At 57.7% G+C, this 17,309-nt stretch carries 17 protein-coding genes; 11 read left to right on the top strand and 6 right to left on the bottom strand.

Annotated features, from left to right (window positions below; translation table 11 throughout):
• Positions 1 to 37: 37 nt before the first annotated feature.
• Positions 38 to 589, top strand: coding sequence for a glutathione peroxidase (locus AC4ANE_RS19935; protein WP_460409005.1), 552 nt, complete (start codon positions 38 to 40; stop codon positions 587 to 589).
• 276 nt (positions 590 to 865) lie between these two features.
• Here the strand turns inward: AC4ANE_RS19935 and AC4ANE_RS19930 are convergent, their stop codons facing one another.
• The 3 genes from AC4ANE_RS19930 to AC4ANE_RS19920 all read right to left on the bottom strand — a co-directional run bounded on the left by AC4ANE_RS19930 (position 866) and on the right by AC4ANE_RS19920 (position 3,396).
• Positions 866 to 2,149, bottom strand: a complete 1,284-nt coding sequence (locus AC4ANE_RS19930) for an OmpP1/FadL family transporter (RefSeq protein WP_002554589.1) — start codon at positions 2,147 to 2,149, stop codon at positions 866 to 868.
• A 242-nt stretch (positions 2,150 to 2,391) separates the two neighbouring features.
• On the bottom strand, positions 2,392 to 2,610 hold the full coding sequence (locus tag AC4ANE_RS19925) for a hypothetical protein (RefSeq protein WP_002554588.1): 219 nt from the start codon (positions 2,608 to 2,610) through the stop codon (positions 2,392 to 2,394).
• Between the two features lie 480 nt (positions 2,611 to 3,090).
• A complete protein-coding gene (locus tag AC4ANE_RS19920) occupies positions 3,091 to 3,396 on the bottom strand; it encodes a hypothetical protein (protein ID WP_002554587.1) in 306 nt (101 codons plus the stop codon).
• Positions 3,397 to 4,142: 746 nt separating this feature from the next.
• Between AC4ANE_RS19920 and AC4ANE_RS19915 the strand changes: the two genes are divergently transcribed.
• Both AC4ANE_RS19915 and AC4ANE_RS19910 read left to right on the top strand, forming a co-directional pair.
• Positions 4,143 to 5,507, top strand: coding sequence for a DNA recombination protein RmuC (locus AC4ANE_RS19915; RefSeq protein ID WP_162836993.1), 1,365 nt, complete (start codon positions 4,143 to 4,145; stop codon positions 5,505 to 5,507).
• A 198-nt stretch (positions 5,508 to 5,705) separates the two neighbouring features.
• Positions 5,706 to 5,828 carry a PA1414 family protein gene (locus AC4ANE_RS19910; RefSeq protein ID WP_101165338.1) on the top strand — a complete coding sequence of 41 codons (123 nt, stop codon included), beginning with the start codon at positions 5,706 to 5,708 and terminating at the stop codon, positions 5,826 to 5,828.
• Between the two features lie 87 nt (positions 5,829 to 5,915).
• On the opposite strand, the gene AC4ANE_RS19905 is transcribed toward AC4ANE_RS19910, so the two are convergent.
• Positions 5,916 to 6,209, bottom strand: a complete 294-nt coding sequence (locus AC4ANE_RS19905) for a hypothetical protein (protein WP_002554585.1) — start codon at positions 6,207 to 6,209, stop codon at positions 5,916 to 5,918.
• A gap of 225 nt (positions 6,210 to 6,434) precedes the next feature.
• On the opposite strand from AC4ANE_RS19905, the gene AC4ANE_RS19900 reads away from it, so the two are divergent.
• Positions 6,435 to 7,034 (top strand): tRNA-uridine aminocarboxypropyltransferase, encoded by a 600-nt coding sequence (locus tag AC4ANE_RS19900; protein ID WP_002554584.1) that lies wholly within the window; start codon positions 6,435 to 6,437, stop codon positions 7,032 to 7,034.
• Between the two features lie 100 nt (positions 7,035 to 7,134).
• Positions 7,135 to 8,094 carry a DMT family transporter gene (locus tag AC4ANE_RS19895; protein ID WP_002554583.1) on the top strand — a complete coding sequence of 320 codons (960 nt, stop codon included), beginning with the start codon at positions 7,135 to 7,137 and terminating at the stop codon, positions 8,092 to 8,094.
• 18 nt (positions 8,095 to 8,112) lie between these two features.
• Here AC4ANE_RS19895 and AC4ANE_RS19890 read toward each other — a convergent pair whose 3' ends face one another.
• Entirely contained in the window at positions 8,113 to 8,727 is a 615-nt protein-coding gene (locus AC4ANE_RS19890; protein ID WP_002554582.1) for an NAD(P)H-dependent oxidoreductase, read from the bottom strand.
• Positions 8,720 to 10,114 (bottom strand): class II fumarate hydratase, encoded by a 1,395-nt coding sequence (locus AC4ANE_RS19885; protein ID WP_002554581.1) that lies wholly within the window; start codon positions 10,112 to 10,114, stop codon positions 8,720 to 8,722. The genes AC4ANE_RS19890 and AC4ANE_RS19885 overlap by 8 nt, the downstream gene beginning before the upstream one ends.
• A gap of 169 nt (positions 10,115 to 10,283) precedes the next feature.
• Between AC4ANE_RS19885 and AC4ANE_RS19880 the strand changes: the two genes are divergently transcribed.
• The 6 genes from AC4ANE_RS19880 to AC4ANE_RS19855 all read left to right on the top strand — a co-directional run bounded on the left by AC4ANE_RS19880 (position 10,284) and on the right by AC4ANE_RS19855 (position 17,287).
• Positions 10,284 to 10,811, top strand: coding sequence for a DUF2059 domain-containing protein (locus AC4ANE_RS19880; protein ID WP_003314637.1), 528 nt, complete (start codon positions 10,284 to 10,286; stop codon positions 10,809 to 10,811).
• 15 nt (positions 10,812 to 10,826) lie between these two features.
• Positions 10,827 to 11,120 carry a BolA family protein gene (locus tag AC4ANE_RS19875; RefSeq protein WP_002554579.1) on the top strand — a complete coding sequence of 98 codons (294 nt, stop codon included), beginning with the start codon at positions 10,827 to 10,829 and terminating at the stop codon, positions 11,118 to 11,120.
• A gap of 187 nt (positions 11,121 to 11,307) precedes the next feature.
• Entirely contained in the window at positions 11,308 to 12,246 is a 939-nt protein-coding gene (trhO, locus tag AC4ANE_RS19870; RefSeq protein WP_002554578.1) for an oxygen-dependent tRNA uridine(34) hydroxylase TrhO, read from the top strand.
• A gap of 3 nt (positions 12,247 to 12,249) precedes the next feature.
• The gene (locus AC4ANE_RS19865) at positions 12,250 to 12,882 is read left to right on the top strand and encodes a DsbA family protein (RefSeq protein ID WP_002554577.1); all 633 of its coding nucleotides are present in this window, start codon (positions 12,250 to 12,252) and stop codon (positions 12,880 to 12,882) included.
• Positions 12,875 to 14,701: an ABC transporter ATP-binding protein gene (locus AC4ANE_RS19860; protein ID WP_002554576.1), complete on the top strand. Its 1,827-nt coding sequence runs from the start codon at positions 12,875 to 12,877 to the stop codon at positions 14,699 to 14,701. Before AC4ANE_RS19865 ends, AC4ANE_RS19860 begins: the two co-directional genes overlap by 8 nt.
• 123 nt (positions 14,702 to 14,824) lie before the next feature.
• Positions 14,825 to 17,287 (top strand): EAL domain-containing protein, encoded by a 2,463-nt coding sequence (locus AC4ANE_RS19855; RefSeq protein WP_005731280.1) that lies wholly within the window; start codon positions 14,825 to 14,827, stop codon positions 17,285 to 17,287.
• Positions 17,288 to 17,309: the final 22 nt, after the last annotated feature.

The raw sequence follows: 17,309 nt of genomic DNA, 5'->3' as shown, positions 1-17,309 counted from the left end.
GTGTCGACAAACGACAACATTATCCAGGGCCGCCATGATGAACATTCGCTTTGTTTCGATACCTCTTCTGCTGCTGGCCATGAGTGGCGCTGCAATGGCTGCCGACTGTCCGCCGCTGCTGCAGGGCGAGTTGCCCAAGCTGCGCGCCAAGGAAAACATCGACCTGTGCAAACGCTTTGCCGGCAAGCCGCTGGTGGTGGTCAACACCGCCAGTTTCTGTGGCTTTGCCCCGCAGTTCAAAGGGCTTGAAGAGCTGAGTCAGCGCTACAAGGGGCAGGGGCTTGAGGTGTTGGGCGTGCCGTCCAATGACTTCAAACAGGAAGCCAAGGATGGTGAGGAGACCGCCAGGGTCTGCTACGTCAATTACGGCGTGACTTTCACCATGACCGAGCCGCAGGCCGTGCGCGGCGATGATGCGACCCATTTGTTCAAGGTGCTGGCCGAGCAAAGCAGTGCGCCGCGCTGGAATTTTTACAAGTACGTGGTTGATCGCCAGGGTAAGGTCATTGCCAACTTCTCCAGCATGACCAAGCCGGATGATCCTGAGCTGATCGCAGCCATTGAAAAGGCGATTGCGTCGAAGCCTTAGGGCGGGCTTGAGTGTTGTCTGAATCTGCCTGACATCGTAGAAGCCTTGTGTGACGCTGAGCGCCACAAAGAGGACGCAGAGCGTCCAGAACTGCATGCCGACGCGGAGCGTCGGCACGATAGTCAGTCATGAGGCAGAGCATCTGTACGGTAGCCAGTCAATGACGCGGAGTATCTGTACGGCAGTCAATCAATGCGGGTCTGAGCGCACCAGGCACGCAATAAAAAGCCCGTAACCATTACTGGTTGCGGGCTTTTTTCAGCCTGGCAGTTGCTATCAGAAGCGATAGGTAACCGAAGTGCCCAGGCCGTGAGCGGTGTTGCGGTAGTCAGCGCTGTACGAACCTTTGGTCGCGCTGGAGTCGCGGATCTTGGTTTCGTCTTCACGCAGGTACGAGTACGCCACGTCGATGGTCAGGTCGTCGGTCGGGCTCCAGCCTGCGCCGAAACTGATGATCTTGCGATCGCCAGTCGGGATGCGTGGGGAGCGGTTGACGTTGTTGGTCGGCGACTGATCAACGGAGAAACCTGTGCGCAGGGTCCACTCTTTATTGACCTTGTACGAGGCACCGATGGCGTGCGCCCAGGTGTCGTGCCAGTTCTGTTCTTCGGTGATGGTGCCGATTGGGCCGGCAGAACCGCCCAGCAGAGCAGGGACGCCATCGTTGTTGACGGTGATGTCCTGCAGGCGGCTCCAGCGAGTCCAGGTACTGCCTGCGTAAACAGTCCAGTTCTCGTCGAGTTGCTGGGTGATAGAGAAGTCCACCGACTCAGGCGTGGAGATGTCCAGCGAAGCATCGTACTTCTGGCCGCCGAACGGGCCGAAGCCCGAGCCTTCGATCTTGGTCTTGCCCTTGAGCTTGTAATCGACCTTGGAGTGGTAAGTCAGGCCCAGACGAGTGGTGTCGGTAGCCTGCACCAGGATGCCGGCATTGAAGCCGATTGCGGTGTCATCGCCTTCGATCTTCACCTTGCCGTCATTACGGCCCGGTGTTGCGGCGTTCAATGTTGCCGAGGTCAGTTCACCGTCGATGCGGTTGATGGTCGGGCCGAAACCGATGGAAACCTTGTCATTGAATGCATAGCTGACAGTTGGCTGGAAGGTCACGATCTGGACGTGACTCTTGTCGCCCCAGTAGCGGCCGGCGAAGCCTTTTTCGTAATCAGTGACCAGGCCGAACGGGACGTACACGCCCAGACCAAATGCCCAGTGATCATCGATAGGTTTGACGTAATAGCCCATTGGCACGCCGACCACCGGAACCATGTCACCGTCGTTGCTGCCGCCGAATGTGCCGCGACCGTTGTCGATGTCGGTCTTGGCAATCACGGCTGCGGCGCCGACGCTGATTTGTTCGCGTTTGATTCGGGACATGCCGGCAGGGTTGCCGAATACGGTGCTTGCATCATCGGCTGACGAGGAGCGACCTGCAAAGCCTGTGCCCATGCCGCTGATGCTTTGTTCGTTTAGGGCAAAACCGGCTGCAAGCAGTTGAGAAGAAGCCAGACCCAGGGCGAGTCCAAGTGTTGTCCGGTTCAGTGTTTTTGTCATTATTTTCATTATTAGAACTCCTTGTTGTTCACCGGTCGAAAATTACCAACATTTTCGATGGCGCGCTATAGGCTGAGGAGCCCGATTTAGAGCTAATCTTGTAGGACAATCTTGATAAAGCCGTGGGAATTGCAATTTAGACGAAGTCTCAGTGCTGCACATTGGTCAATGTCGTCAATTCAATATAGAGCGGGCATAAAAAAGCCCCGCTTTGCAGGGCGGGGCTTTTGGCGAGCGGTGAATCGTTTGCGTCAGGCGATGAGTGCTTGACGAGTACGCTCGATCACGGCTTGCAGCGGTTCGGCGCTTGCGTACTGATCGGGGTACAGGCGTTCGCTGTGACGGGCGATGCCGTGTTCGTTGACGATTGTAAAACTGAAACAGCCTTTGCGAGCGGCCATGATCAGGCAGTTCATCGGGGCAAAAGCATTGGTCAATGTGTGAATTGCGTGTTGGGTTTGAGTATTCATATTCAAGGTGTTTCCTGAAACAACACGGAACAATACCGTGCATAAATAAAGATTCCAGTAAACGCGGGCCGACATTTGATACAAAAGCCTGGCTGGGCGGAGAACCTGACTGGAACAAAGACAGGCAGTTGAAGCGCGCTTTATCGTATGGCGCTCTGGCTGACCGGTAGGTACTTAGGAGGGCAGGCAACACAACAGGAGCAAAGGTTCTACGCTCCGGGTGAAGATCCTGATCAATTGCAGGCTGGTTGAAGCAGACCATGAGAGCCATGACTGCACTGTCACCCCAAATGGTGCATCAGCGCGAAAGGTTCATGTCTGGAAACCATCGAGGTGGTCGATCCCTTGTTGCCAACATTCTCGTCGCATGGAGGAGTGTCTGTCGGGGGACTTGTCGACCGGAATTGATTTTCAGCTTGGTACTAACGGTCGTCATGCTACCCGCCATTTCGAAGTATTGCAAGCGTCGGTAAATAAAATTCACCAGTGCCCGACCATACGGTAGATCAGCACGGTCACGGATGCGACCATTGAGCACCCGAGCAGGTAGGCAGCGATGGTCAGCCGCAGGGACTTGCGGCCTTCGATGGCGCGCATGATGTCGCCTGTCTTGTTGATACGTCCATTGCTCAGGTCGCTGCAGATGATCAGCAGCAGGGCAATTGCAGACAACAGCACGCTGTAGGCGAAGACGCCGCCGTCCGGCGGTGGCAGGACAATACTGGTGGCCAGGGCGACGATGCAGACGGCCATCAGCAGCAGGAAGAACTTCACTATCTCCTTCATGGGGCCTTCACTGAATCCTTGGTGGCTGATATTTGGTCTTTTTTGGCAGTGCTTGGACAGCGAGATGCATGATTTGTCGCCTGCATTGTTTTCAAGGCGTCTGGTGAGGTGTGGACTGCGTCGGCGACAGGTCGATCCCAGTGGTTGAAAGGCTGCTGAAAGCCACGTATTCATTGAGAATAAGATGCAATCGAGCAACAATCATATGATGCCCGAAATGGCTGAAAAGAGCCCCGGCAGGGAGTTGTGCACATTAGCTGAACAAGCTGCCATATCACTGTCACAAGCGTTGCTAAGAGTTTGATTTATGATGGTGAATTATTAAGTCAATGAAAAACATCGTTTTTTTAGTTGGTGAAAAAATCGTCAGTTTGAGCGCAGGCCGCATCCTGCTTGCGTTTGCGGAAGTTAAAGGGGGGTTGTCCACTGAGTTATCCACAGCTTCTGTGGATTGTCCCGGCTGAAATGTCCCCGAAATGGGGGCTGTGCGCGTTGCTGAAAGCGCGTATAATCCTTTCCCCCGATTTGCCCCCGCCTGTTGATCTTGCCTCGCCCTAGACGACGTTTCTGCTGCACTATCACGCGCTTACCCACACTGCCGCTGGCGATGATTCAGCCTGCATGGAGTCTTTATGGCACTGGACCTGAACAGCCTGTTACTGGGGCTTGCTGCAGCTGCTGTGCCCTTGTTGGCATTGCTCTGGCAGTTGCAGCGTCGTCTGGCACTTCGTCAGGCCGAGAGCGCGCTGCTGGACGAGCGCCTGAGCATGGCGCAGATGGCGCAGGAAGGCCTCAATGCGCAACTGGATGCCTGCCGCGACGAGGTGAGTGACCTCAGCCAGGCCAATGCGGCCAAACAGGCCGACCTTGCAGCGCTGCGGCGCGAGGTCGAGTTGCTGCGTCAGGAAGGCGATAGCGCTCGCGAAACGGCGCATGCCTGGAATCATGAACGTGCCGGCAGAGAAGCCGAGTTGCGTCGTCTGGATGCGCAGTGCGCGGCATTGAATGCCGAGTTGCGTGAACAGCAGGACAGCCATCAGCAGCGCCTGAATGATCTGCAGGGTTCCCGGGATGAGCTGCGCGCGCAGTTCGCCGAGTTGGCAGGCAAGATCTTTGATGAGCGTGAGCAGCGTTTTGCCGAAACCAGCCAGCAGCAACTGGGGCAATTGCTCACACCGCTCAAGGAGCGCATCCAGTCGTTCGAAAAGCGCGTCGAGGAAAGTTATCAGAACGAAGCCCGCGAACGTTTTTCGCTGGCGAAGGAGCTGGAGCGTCTGCAGCAGTTGAATCAACGTTTGAGCGATGAAGCCACCAACCTGACGCGCGCCTTGAAAGGGCAGAAGACCCAGGGTAACTGGGGTGAACTGATTCTTGAGCGGGTGCTGGAGCATGCCGGGCTTGAAAAGGGCCGTGAATACCAGACGCAAATAAGCCTCAAGGGGCCGGATGGCGAGCGCTTTCAGCCTGATGTGCTGATCATGCTGCCCGGTGACAAACAAGTGGTGGTCGATGCCAAGGTCAGCCTGACGGCTTATCAGCAGTACGTATCGGCTGATGACGACGTTATCGGTCAGGCTGCGCTCAAGCAACATGTGCTGTCGCTGCGCAATCACGTCAAAGGCCTCTCGGGCAAGGATTACAAGCGTCTTGAGGGGCTTCACAGTCTGGATTTCGTTCTACTCTTCGTGCCTATCGAAGCGGCTTTTTCTGCAGCCTTGCAGGCGGAGCCGAATCTGTTTCAGGAAGCTTTTGATCGCAACATCGTGATTGTCAGCCCCACCACACTGCTGGCCACCTTGCGGGTCATCGACAGCCTGTGGAAGCAGGAACGTCAGAGCCAGAACGCGCGCGAGATTGCCGAGCGGGCAGGTTGGCTGTACGACAAGTTTGTGTTGTTCATTCAGGATCTGGACGAGGTAGGCAACCGTCTGCAGCAACTGGACAAGGCCTACTCGGCGGCGCGCAACAAGCTGACGGAGGGGCGCGGCAACCTGATAAGCCGTAGCGAGCAACTCAAGCTGCTGGGTGCGCGTGCCAGCAAGAGTCTGCCCGCGGACTTGCTCGAACGGGCTATGACTGACAATGACGGCCTGATCAGTCCGCCTGAATGATCAGTTTGGCTCGTCGGCGCAACGTTCAGTAACAGGCCGTCCGTCGCAAAGACTAGAAGCGAGCCTGTACAAATGTCACATTGGCTCTATCGGAAAATTGTTTTCCGTAGCACTCGGCTAACGGTTCATTTGCTTCTATGATCTCTAGTGAGTGATGTGTACAGATTGACTGCCGGGTATTTCCCTCAAGGGGGCTCTATGAATAGCAAACTGCAAGAATGGCTCCATGACGCAGGCGTTGCATTGGGTCTTATAGAACGACCAAAACTGCAGCCCATTCCGGTTCGTGCCGATGATGATCGTCGTCGCCAACGCCGGTAAACCTCTCGCCTGACCCTCTTCGCTGGGCAGAGCGCATATTGAATCTGGTCGGGACGCACAGGAGTGTCCCGATACAAGGGCTGGCATTCAATGCCGATGTCCGGGTTTTATCCTGGTTTTGTTGCCTTCGTTTCCCATCAACAGAATTAGCTCGATGATCATGTGCAGGGAAAAGTCCTCGGGCTTTGTGATGGCCTGTTCCTTGATCTGGTCAGGAAACGCGAAGTTGAAGATGTCCCCCAGCGCCGCGAACAGACACTCTATGTCATCGTCCTCAAAAGCCAGGTCGATGAAGGTGGCACCTTCGTGAATCATGCTTTTATCCACTAGAATGATGCCTAGCGCGTCAAACACCTTCTGTTTGATTTCTTCGCGATTCATGAAAGCCCCTGAGGTTGATCTTGTCAGATTCAGCAGGCGTACTTCATTTCACCAGCCCAGACCTCAAGGCTAGCTCAAATCGCTGTTGCAGCTACGGTTCACCCCCGTGCAATGGGGGCTATCCGGTTAAACTGCGCCGCAGTTCGACAGGCGGTTGTGATGAGCTCAAGGTCATGGCGCAGCGCGGCATGTTTTAACCTTTTTGGATTGTCCGAGTAAGAACCGATGCCCCGCGCCCGCTGTAAACGTTGCCTGCGTCCCGTCCCGCACTGTCTCTGCGCCTTGATTCCGCAATTGGACAGCCGCACGCGAGTGTTGATCCTGCAGCATCCCGATGAAGCCGGCCATGCGTTGAATACGGCGCGACTGGCCGCACTGGGTCTGGTCAATGCGCAGTTGCGGGTGGGGGAAGTGTTCGATGATCTGCAAACGCTTTTGAACCCGCCCGGCTATCAGGCGCGGTTGCTGTTTCCGGGTGACGCTGCCGAGACGTTGCTGCCCTATGTGCAGAACTCGCTGCCCATGTTGCTGGTCGTGCCGGATGGCACCTGGCGCAAGGCGCGCAAACTGCTGCACCTCAACCCCTTGTTGGCGGGCCTGCCAAGGGTCACACCAGGCATTGTGCCAGTTTCGCGTTATCGCTTGCGCAAAGCGCCGGGTCCGGATGCCTTATCGACGCTTGAGGCTATCGTTCATACGTTGCAGACGCTGGAAGCGCCACGCTCTTTCGAGGCGCTGCTGAAGCCTTTCGACGCCTTGATCGAAGGTCAGATTCAGGCAATGGGCAGCGAGACGTATCAGCGCAATCACGGCGGTCAGGGGTAAAGAACACAATTGGCGGCGTTAACTGCGCCCAGCTGTAACTGTTGCTTTGCAGATCAGCGCCTAGAATGAGCAACTGGTTCTATCTCTTGCGGAAGGTTCAATGCACATCTCGTCTGGTCGCTGGGTCTATGGCCTTTGTCTGTCGCTGTTGACTGCGTTGCTCTGGGGCATTCTGCCAATCAAGCTCAAGCAGGTCCTGCAGGTGATGGACCCTGTCACTGTGACCTGGTTTCGCCTGGCTGTTTCCGGCGCGCTGTTGTTCATCTGGCTGGCGTCGGTCAAGCGCCTGCCCAGCTTCAAGGTGCTGGGACGCAAGGGTCAGGTACTGGTGGGGCTGGCGGTATTCGGCCTGGTCGGCAACTACGTGCTGTACCTCATCGGCTTGCGGCTGCTGAGCCCCGGTACCACGCAATTACTGGTTCAGGTCGGCCCGATCTTCCTGTTGATCAGCAGTATCTTTTTGTTCAAGGAACGTTTCAGTCTGGGGCAGGGCATTGGTCTGGCCGTCTTGCTGATCGGTTTCGGCTTCTTTTTCAATCAGCGTCTGGTGGAGCTGTTCACCTCGTTGGGCGATTACACCCTTGGTGTGCTGGTGGTGCTCCTGGCCTCGACCATCTGGACGTTCTATGGATTGAGCCAGAAGCAGCTCCTGACCGTGTGGAATTCGCTGCAGGTGATGATGGTGATTTACCTGTTCTGTGCGCTGTTGCTAACGCCTTGGGCGCACCCCGCCGAGGCGTTATTGTTGAGCCCGTTGCAGGGCTGGCTGCTACTCGCCTGCTGTCTGAATACACTGGTGGCCTATGGTGCTTTCGCTGAGGCGCTGGCGCATTGGGAGGCATCACGGGTCAGCGCGACGCTTGCGATGACGCCGCTGGTTACGCTGACCGCCGTGGCTGCCGCAGCGTGGCTATGGCCTGATTATGTGCAGGCAGAGGAATTGAACGTGATGGGTTACGGCGGCGCGCTGCTGGTGGTGACGGGGTCGGCGCTGACCGCGCTTGGTCCTTCACTGGTCGCTGGCCTCAGAGCGCGCAAGGCAAGGCTCGCACAGGCCTGAATTCACCGCTCGGACAGATCAGCGCTTGCCCAGTGCCTGCGCCTGGAGAATCCATTCCTGGCGTTGCTGTTCGCTGGCACTGTGCACCGGGGCAAATTCGCTAAGGCGTTTGGTTTTTATCCCGCAAAAGCCCAATATCGTCCGCACCATCTGCCGGTGAGCCGGCGCGCCGTAAATCCATTGAAAATAGCGTGGCGGCGTGTCCATGGCGACCAGCAGCTCCGCAGTGCGGCCTCGGAGCAGCTCATTGGAGGAATGCTTGCGGCCGTGGGTCTTGAACGCAAAACCGGGCGTCAGTACCCGGTCGAAAAAGCCTGTCAGTAGTGCCGGCAAGCCGCCCCACCAGACGGGATAGACGAATACCAGATGCTCGGCCCAGTGAATCTGGCGCTGGGCGTCAAGCAGGTCCGGTTCAAGTGTCTGGGTCTGATCGTAGCCATTGTGCAGAATGGGGTCGAAATCCAGCTCGCCCAGCTTGAGTTCCCGCACCACATGCCCTTCACTGCGCGCAGCCTGTGCATAGGCTTCGCCAAGGGCATGGCAGAGGCTGATGGCTTTCGGCGTACCGTAAACCATCAGAATCCGTTTGCCGTTACCTTCCAGTGGCGTTGCGCCGCTTCTGGCATCAGCCATTACTGCCTGCCTCGAGCATTTTGTCCGGACGCACCCAGGCGTCGAACTCCTCATCGGTCAGATAACCCAGCGCCAATGCGGCTTCACGCAGGGTCAGGCCTTCGGTGTAAGCCTTCTTGGCAATCTGCGCCGATTTGTCATAACCGATATGCGGATTGAGTGCAGTAACCAGCATCAGTCCGCGCTCCAGGTGCTCAGCCATTTTTTCAGCATCCGGCTGCATGCCTGCAATGCAGTGTTCATTGAAATTGCTGCAGCCATCGGCCAGCAAGCGGATCGATTGCAGCACATTGTGAATGATCACCGGCTTGTAGACGTTCAGTTGCAGGTGGCCCTGGCTGGCGGCGAAGCCGATGGTCACGTCGTTGCCCATGACCTGGCAGGCGAGCATCGACAAGGCCTCGCACTGGGTCGGGTTGACCTTGCCGGGCATGATCGAACTGCCGGGCTCGTTGGCTGGCAGCCTGACTTCGGCCAGCCCGGCACGCGGGCCGGAACCCAGCAGGCGCAGGTCGTTGGCGATTTTCATCAGGGTTCCGGCCAGGGTCTTCAGTGCGCCGGAAAGTGCTGCAAGCGGCTCGTGACCGGCCAGTGCGGCGAACTTGTTGGGCGCAGTGACGAACGGCAGCCCGGACAGTGCAGCCAGCTCTGCTGCGATGGCCTCGGCGAAGCCTTTCGGCGAGTTGAGCCCGGTACCGACCGCAGTACCGCCCTGAGCCAGCTCATAGACGGCGGGAAGCGCAGCGCGAATGGCCTTTTCTGCGTAATCCAGTTGCGCGACAAACCCCGACAGCTCCTGGCCAAAGGTGATAGGCGTCGCGTCCATCATGTGCGTGCGCCCGGTCTTGACCAGTTTCATGTGCCGCGCAGCCTGTTCGGCAAGCCCGCTGGAAAGCTCGGCGATGGCGGGCAGCAGCTGTTCCTTGACCGCTTGGGCAGTGGCGATGTGCATGGCTGTCGGGAAGCAATCGTTGGAGCTTTGCGAGCGGTTGACGTGATCGTTGGGGTGAACTGGTGATTTACCGCCACGGCCCTGACCTGCCAGTTCGTTAGCTCGGCCTGCGATCACTTCGTTGACGTTCATGTTGCTTTGCGTGCCGCTGCCGGTCTGCCAGACCACCAGCGGGAATTGCGCGTCGTGCTGACCGTCGAGCACCTCATCGGCGGCCTGTTCGATCAGGCGGGCAATGTCGGCGGGCAGATCGCCGTTACGGTCGTTGACGCGTGCCGCGGCTTTCTTGATCAGGGTCAGCGCGTGCAGAACGGGCAGTGGCATACGCTGATCGCCAATCGCAAAATTGATCAGTGAGCGTTGGGTCTGCGCGCCCCAGTAGGCATCTTCGGGGACTTCGATCGGGCCAATGCTGTCGGTTTCGGTGCGGCTCACTGTTCTTACTCCTTTAAGTGCGTTGCAGGGTTAGGTGTCCATATGCCTACAGGGTTCCCGCGCAGTGCTTTTTAACCGCTGGGTGAACCGGGGGTTGAGCCAAAAGCCCAGATAAGCGCAGAATGGTCGGCCCTGGGGTAATGCCTCGTTTGCTAGATAAGGAAACTCGATGACCCGTCTTCGTGCCATTTGTACCGCGGTAGCCCTGGTCTGTGCCAGCGGCCAGGTCTTCGCCGACACCGCCAGTCACAACGCGAGCGCCGAAACGTTCCTGAAACTTGCCAACGCCGATCGCCTGGGCGCTCCGGTCTATGCGCAGGTTCAGCAGATGTTCGCTCAGCGTTTTGCTGAAACCAAGGCACCTGCATCGAAAAAAGCCCTGCTTGAAACCTATCAGGCCAAGGCCAACACCGCTCTGGACCAAGCCATTGGCTGGAACAAGCTCAAGCCTGAGATGGTCAAGCTGTACACCGCCAACTTCACCGAAAGCGAGCTGAAGGACCTGGTTGCGTTCTACCAGTCTCCGCTGGGCAAGAAAGTGATGACCAAAATGCCTGAGCTGGCTCAGCAATCGGCCCAACTGACCCAAAGCAAGCTGGAAAGCGCAGTGCCGGTCGTCAACAAGCTTCTGGCTGACATGACTGCCGAACTGGAACCTGCCAAGGCAGCCGCTCCAGCTCCTGCCAAAAAGCCCTGACAGGCGATTGCTGCCATGACCATGCAACAACGAATCGAGTCGGCGCTTGCGCTGCTGCAACCGCACCATCTGCAAGTGCTCGACGAGAGCCACATGCACAGTCGTGGTCAGCAGACCCATTACAAGGCTGTTCTGGTCAGTGATCAGTTTCAGGGCCTGAATTCGGTCAAGCGGCACCAGAAGGTTTACGCCACGCTGGGTGCCCTGATGGGCGAGTTTCATGCGCTGGCGTTGCACACTTACACGCCTGAAGAATGGTCGAAGGTCGGTGCAGCGCCTGCTTCACCGACCTGTGCTGGCGGTCACTGATCAGGGTTTTTGGCTGATTTGCGCCCTTTTACCGGGGCTATTGATCCGCTGACCTGCCTGCTGCACTCCGGTTTTTGCTAGAATCCGCACCGCGCCGACTGGTCGGTGCTTTTTTTTGTCCGCACATTTTTACCCGGTAGGCCCTTTGCGAGGGTCGCCACTGGAGAGATACATGACTCAAGAGCCGATGACTCAGCCGATCGTCGTGGCCGCGCTGTACAAGTTCGTCACCCTCAGCGATTACGTGGAACTGCGCGAGCCCCTGTTGCAGGCGATGGTCGACAACGGCATCAAGGGCACACTGTTGATCGCCGATGAAGGCATCAACGGCACGGTGTCCGGCAGCCGCGAAGGCATCGACGGCCTGATGGCCTGGTTGAAGAGCGATCCGCGCCTGATCGACATCGATCACAAGGAATCCTACTGCGACGAGCAGCCGTTCTATCGCACCAAGGTCAAGCTCAAGAAAGAGATCGTGACCCTGGGCGTAGAGGGTGTCGACCCCAACAAGAGCGTCGGCACGTACGTCGAGCCCAAGGATTGGAACGCCCTGACCACTGACCCTGAAGTGCTGTTGATCGATACCCGCAACGACTACGAAGTCTCGATTGGCACCTTCGAGGGCGCCATCGATCCGAAGACGACGTCTTTTCGCGAGTTTCCGGAATACATCAAGGCGCATTTCGACCCGGCGGTGCACAAGAAGGTCGCCATGTTCTGTACCGGTGGCATTCGCTGCGAAAAAGCCTCCAGTTACATGCTGGGCGAGGGTTTTGAAGAGGTCTATCACCTCAAGGGCGGGATTCTCAAATATCTGGAAGAAGTCCCTGAGCAGGAAAGTCAGTGGCGCGGCGAGTGTTTCGTGTTCGACAACCGGGTTACGGTGCGCCACGACCTGACCGAAGGCGATTATGATCAATGCCATGCCTGCCGCACGCCGATCAGTGCCGAGGATCGCGCCAGCGAGCATTACTCACCGGGTGTCAGCTGCCCGCATTGTTGGGATTCGCTGAGCGAGAAGACTCGTCGCAGCGCCATCGACCGGCAAAAACAGATCGAACTGGCCAAGGCACGTAACCAGCCCCATCCGATTGGTCGCAACTATCGTTTGCCCTCCGAGGCCTGAGCCATGTCTGCCCGCCTGATCTATGTCATGGACCCTATGTGCTCCTGGTGCTGGGGCTTCGCTCCAGTTGCCGACGCGTTGGTGCAACAGGCTCGGGCAGCGGGCGTGCCGCTGCATCTGGTCATGGGCGGTCTGCGCTCTGAGGGTGCAGCGCTGGAGCCGGCCAAGCGTCGTTACATTATCGAGCACTGGCAGGCGGTCGAAGATGCCACCGGCCAGCCGTTTCTTCGCGAGGGTGCGCTGCCGGAAGGGTTTGTCTACGACACCACGCCTGCCTGTCTGGCCGTCACTGCGGCACGGCAGTTGGACCCGGACCGCGCCTGGGAACTGGTCGGGCTGATTCAGCGGGCTTTCTATAGCGAAGGTCGTGACGTAACACGCCCTTCATTGCTGGCCGAACTGGCCGAGCAGGCGGGGCTGTCGCGTCAGGCATTTGCCGATGAATTCGAGAGTAAGGAGCGGCAAGCTGCCACGGCAGCTGATTTCGCCTGGGCGCAGGATCTGGGCATCGCCGGTTTTCCGACCCTGCTTGCCGAGCGTAACGGCCAGTTGGCGCTGTTGACCAACGGTTATCAGCCGTTGAGCAGCCTTTCGCCCTTGCTGGGTCGATGGCTGGAGCGTGCAGCCAGTGCGTGATGAATCGCCCGATGCCGCCCGGCGGTCGCAAGCCAAGCATGGCGATGCGTTGAGTTGGGCCGAGATCCGGCGTCTTGCGTTGCGTCATAAAAAAGCCCTGTGGCTGGCCAATGGTGTCGCGGTTCTGGCGACACTGTGCAGCGTGCCGATCCCGTTGTTGTTGCCGTTGCTGGTTGACGAAGTGCTGTTGGGGCGCGGCGATGCGGCACTGAAAGTCATGAATCACTTGCTGCCTGACGGCCTGCAAAAGGCGGCGGGCTACATCGGCCTGATGCTCTTGCTGACTCTGGTGCTGCGTGTCGGAGCGCTGGTGTTCAACGTTCTGCAGGCGCGGCTGTTTGCCGGGCTGGCCAAGGATATCGTCTACCGTATCCGGCTACGTTTGATCGAACGGCTCAAGCGCATTTCCCTGCGTGAGTACGAAAGCCTGGGCAGCGGCACGGTGACTACGCATCTGGTGACCGACCTGGACACGCTGGACAAGTTTGTCGGCGAAACCCTCAGCCGACTGCCGGTAGCCACGCTGACCCTGGCAGGCACGGCGGGCATTCTGATGTGGATGCACTGGAAGCTGGCGCTGCTGATCATGCTGTTCAACCCGCTGGTGATTCTGCTCACGGTGAAGCTGGGCAAGCGGGTCAAGCATCTCAAGAAGCTGGAAAACGACAGCACGTCGCGTTTTACCCAGGCGCTGAGTGAAACACTGGATGCGATTCAGGAAGTCAGGGCGGGTAATCGACAGGGTTTCTTCCTTGGTCGGCTGGGCATGCGGGCGCAGGAAGTGCGTGATTACGCCATCAATTCGCAATGGAAAAGCGACGCCTCGGGGCGTGCCAGCGGGCTGCTGTTCCAGTTCGGTATCGATATCTTTCGTGCCGCCGCAATGCTCACGGTGTTGTTCTCGGACCTGTCGATCGGGCAGATGCTCGCGGTGTTCAGCTACCTTTGGTTCATGATGACGCCGGTTGAGCAACTGTTGAATCTGCAATACGCCTATTACGCGGCGGGTGGTGCTCTGACGCGTATCAACGAGCTGCTGGCGCGTGCCGATGAGCCGCAATATGTCGGCGGCACTGACCCTTTCGCAGGGCGCGAGACCGTGGGGGTCGAGGTGCGTGGCCTGAGTTTCGGTTATGGCGAAGACCTGGTGCTGGATCAGTTGAACCTGAGCATCGCGCCGGGTGAAAAGGTCGCCATCGTCGGTGCCAGTGGTGGCGGCAAGAGCACCTTGGTGCAGTTGCTGCTGGGCTTGTACACGGCCCGCACCGGAGTGATCCGTTTTGGCGGCGTCAGTCAGCAGGATATCGGTCTTGACACTGTGCGCGAGAACGTTGCCGTGGTACTGCAGCATCCCGCCCTGTTCAATGACACGGTGCGCGCCAACCTGACCATCGGTCGTGACTGCAGCGACGAAGCCTGCTGGCGTGCGCTGGAAGTTGCGCAACTCGATTCTGCGATCCTCGATCTGCCACAAGGTCTGGACAGCGTGGTAGGGCGCTCCGGGGTCAGAATGTCGGGTGGCCAGCGTCAGCGCATGGCCATCGCACGCATGGTATTGTCCGACCCTAAAGTGGTTATCCTCGATGAAGCTACCTCTGCACTGGACGCGGCTACCGAGTACAACCTGCATCAGGCCCTCGCACGTTTTCTGCGCAGTCGCACAACGCTGATCATCGCGCACCGCCTGTCGGCCGTGAAGCAGGCTGACCGGGTGCTGGTGTTTGATGGCGGGCGGATTGTCGAAGACGGCGGACACCAACAGTTGATTGCCGATGGAGGTCTTTACGCAAAGCTGTACGGACACTTGCAACAAATCTGATGTGCGATGCCTCGATCAGCGCACAGGTTGGCTCGATTGCGGGAGAATCACCTGCCATCATTTACGAATTTAGCCTAGTCTCTGCGCTAGACGTTTATTCAGGCATGTGGTGAGGTGAAACCCATGAATCAACCATGGACCTTCTCCAAGCCCCGTCTGTTGGGCATCGTATGGCCATTCATTGCCGTCGCGCTGTTTCAGGCGTTGCTGGGGTGTGTCAGTCTCTACACCATGTCTGCGGTGCGCAGCTATGTGGCGGGCGAGAGTCTCTGGTCCAAGGGCCAGAAAGACGCCATCCATTACCTGAGCCTATACGCCATCACGCATGATGAGCGTGACTATCTGAAGTATCAAAACGCCTTTTCCGTCCCTCAGGGCGGCCACGCCTTGCGCAAGGCGCTCGATCAGCCTATTCCGTCCATGGCGGATGCCAGGGCCGGGATCATTCAGGGCGGCAATCACCCCGATGACGCGAACGGCATCATCTGGATGTACCTGAACTTCCATAACTTCAGCTTCATGAAGCAGGCCATTCACTTTTGGGAGGTGGGTGATGGCTACCTCATGCAGCTCAATGAACTTGCGCGGAATATTCACGACCGGGTCGGTGAGGGTGAGGTGACTGCCGCCGAGGTCAATCAGTGGCGAGTGCAGATCAATGTCATCAATGAAGGGGTAACGCCCGCAGCGCGGGCGTTCAGTGATGCGCTGGGCGAGGGGTCCCGGTTCATCCTCAACCTGCTGATTGCGGTCAATCTGGTCACTGCCGTTTTACTGATTCTTCTGGCGCTGCTGCGTGTGCGTCGTCTGATTGTCCAGCGGCGCGTGTTTGCTGATGCTCTGCAACTTGAGAAAGAGCGCGCCCAGATTACCCTGGAGTCCATCGGCGACGGAGTGATCACCATCGACGTGGCCGGGGCCATTGTCTACATGAACCCCGCAGCCGAGGGCCTGACGCACTGGAAAAGCACCCAGGCCAGCGGGCTTCCGCTGACAGCGCTGTTCAATCTGCTGGATGAAAACGATCAGAAGGACACCTCGACGCTGGTCGAGCAGATCGTCACCGGCAAGCTCAAGGGCGGCAGCGCCAACAGCAAGCTTATCCAGCGGCTGGATGGCAGTACGGTCTCGGTAGCACTGGTCGGTACGCCGATCTACAACGAGGGCGTGGTCAGCGGGGCGGTGCTGGTGCTGCATGACATGACACAGGAGCGTCAGTACATCGCCGATCTGTCATGGCAGGCCGCCCATGATCCGCTGACCGGGCTGGTCAATCGCAGTGAATTCGAGCATCGCCTGCAGCGGGTACTGGATGGTATTGACGATCAGGCGAGCAGCCACTGTCTGATGTTTCTTGATCTGGATCAGTTCAAACTGGTCAATGACACCGGTGGTCATGCGGCGGGCGATGAGCTGCTGCGCCAGCTTTGCCGGGCATTGCCGCAGGGCTTGCGCGACGGTGACACACTGGCCCGGTTGGGAGGTGACGAGTTCGGCGTGTTGCTGGTCGATTGCCCTGCCGACACGGCCCTCGATATAGCCGAGGGGTTGCGCGAGATCGTGCAGACCCTGCATTTCATGTGGAAAGGTCGGCCATTCATGACTACCGTAAGTATCGGTCTGGTGCAGCTCGGCGATACACCCGCCACGCTTGAAGGGTCGTTGTCTGCTGCCGACATGGCCTGTTATATGGCCAAGGAGAGAGGCCGCAACCGGGTTCAGGTCTACAGTGTTGACGACCTGACCCTGTCGATGCGGTTCGGCGAGATGGCCTGGATACAACGTCTGCACATGGCAATGGATGAAAATCGCTTTTGCCTTTATGCGCAGGAAATCGCTTCGATCAAAGGTGAAGGCGGTGAGGTACGGCACATAGAAATCCTCCTGCGCCTGCGTGATGAGTCCGGACGAATGGTGGTTCCGGACAACTTTATCCCGGCTGCGGAGCGCTACGGTCTTATGACGACGCTGGATCGTTGGGTGGTGCACAATGTCTTCAAAGTGATCGCCCAATGCCAGAGTGATGATCGGCATCAGGCACCGCAGGCGCTATGTGCTATAAATTTGTCAGGTTCAAGTATCGGCGATGATACGTTCCTCGAATACCTGAAACAGCAGTTCAAGGCATTTGCCGTATCGCCCGGAATGATCTGTTTCGAGATCACTGAAACCAGTGCCATTGCAGACCTGGACAGCGCGATTCGCTTTATCAACGAGTTGAAGGGGCTGGGCTGTCAGTTTTCCCTTGATGATTTCTGTTCGGGCATGTCGTCCTTTGCCTATCTCAAACACTTGCCTGTGGATTTTCTGAAAATCGATGGCAGTTTTGTAAAGGACATGCTCGACAATCCGATCAACAAGGCTATGGTCGAGGTCATCAACAATATTGGTCATGTGATGGGCAAACGCACCATTGCCGAGTACGTAGAAACGCCGCAGATAGAGTTTGCGTTGCAGGAAATGGGCGTGGATTTTGCACAAGGGTATCTGATATCACGCCCTGAATTGTTCACTTGCGAGAGTCTGTACATTCAGCCCGTACGGCCTGACCCCCTGATGTTCGGCGCGCCAGGAACGCTACGTTAATCAGTTGAAATCCTATAAGGAG

This window comes from Pseudomonas sp. Pme6b (assembly GCF_058129925.1).
This window is presented reverse-complemented; position numbering and strand designations above follow the sequence as displayed.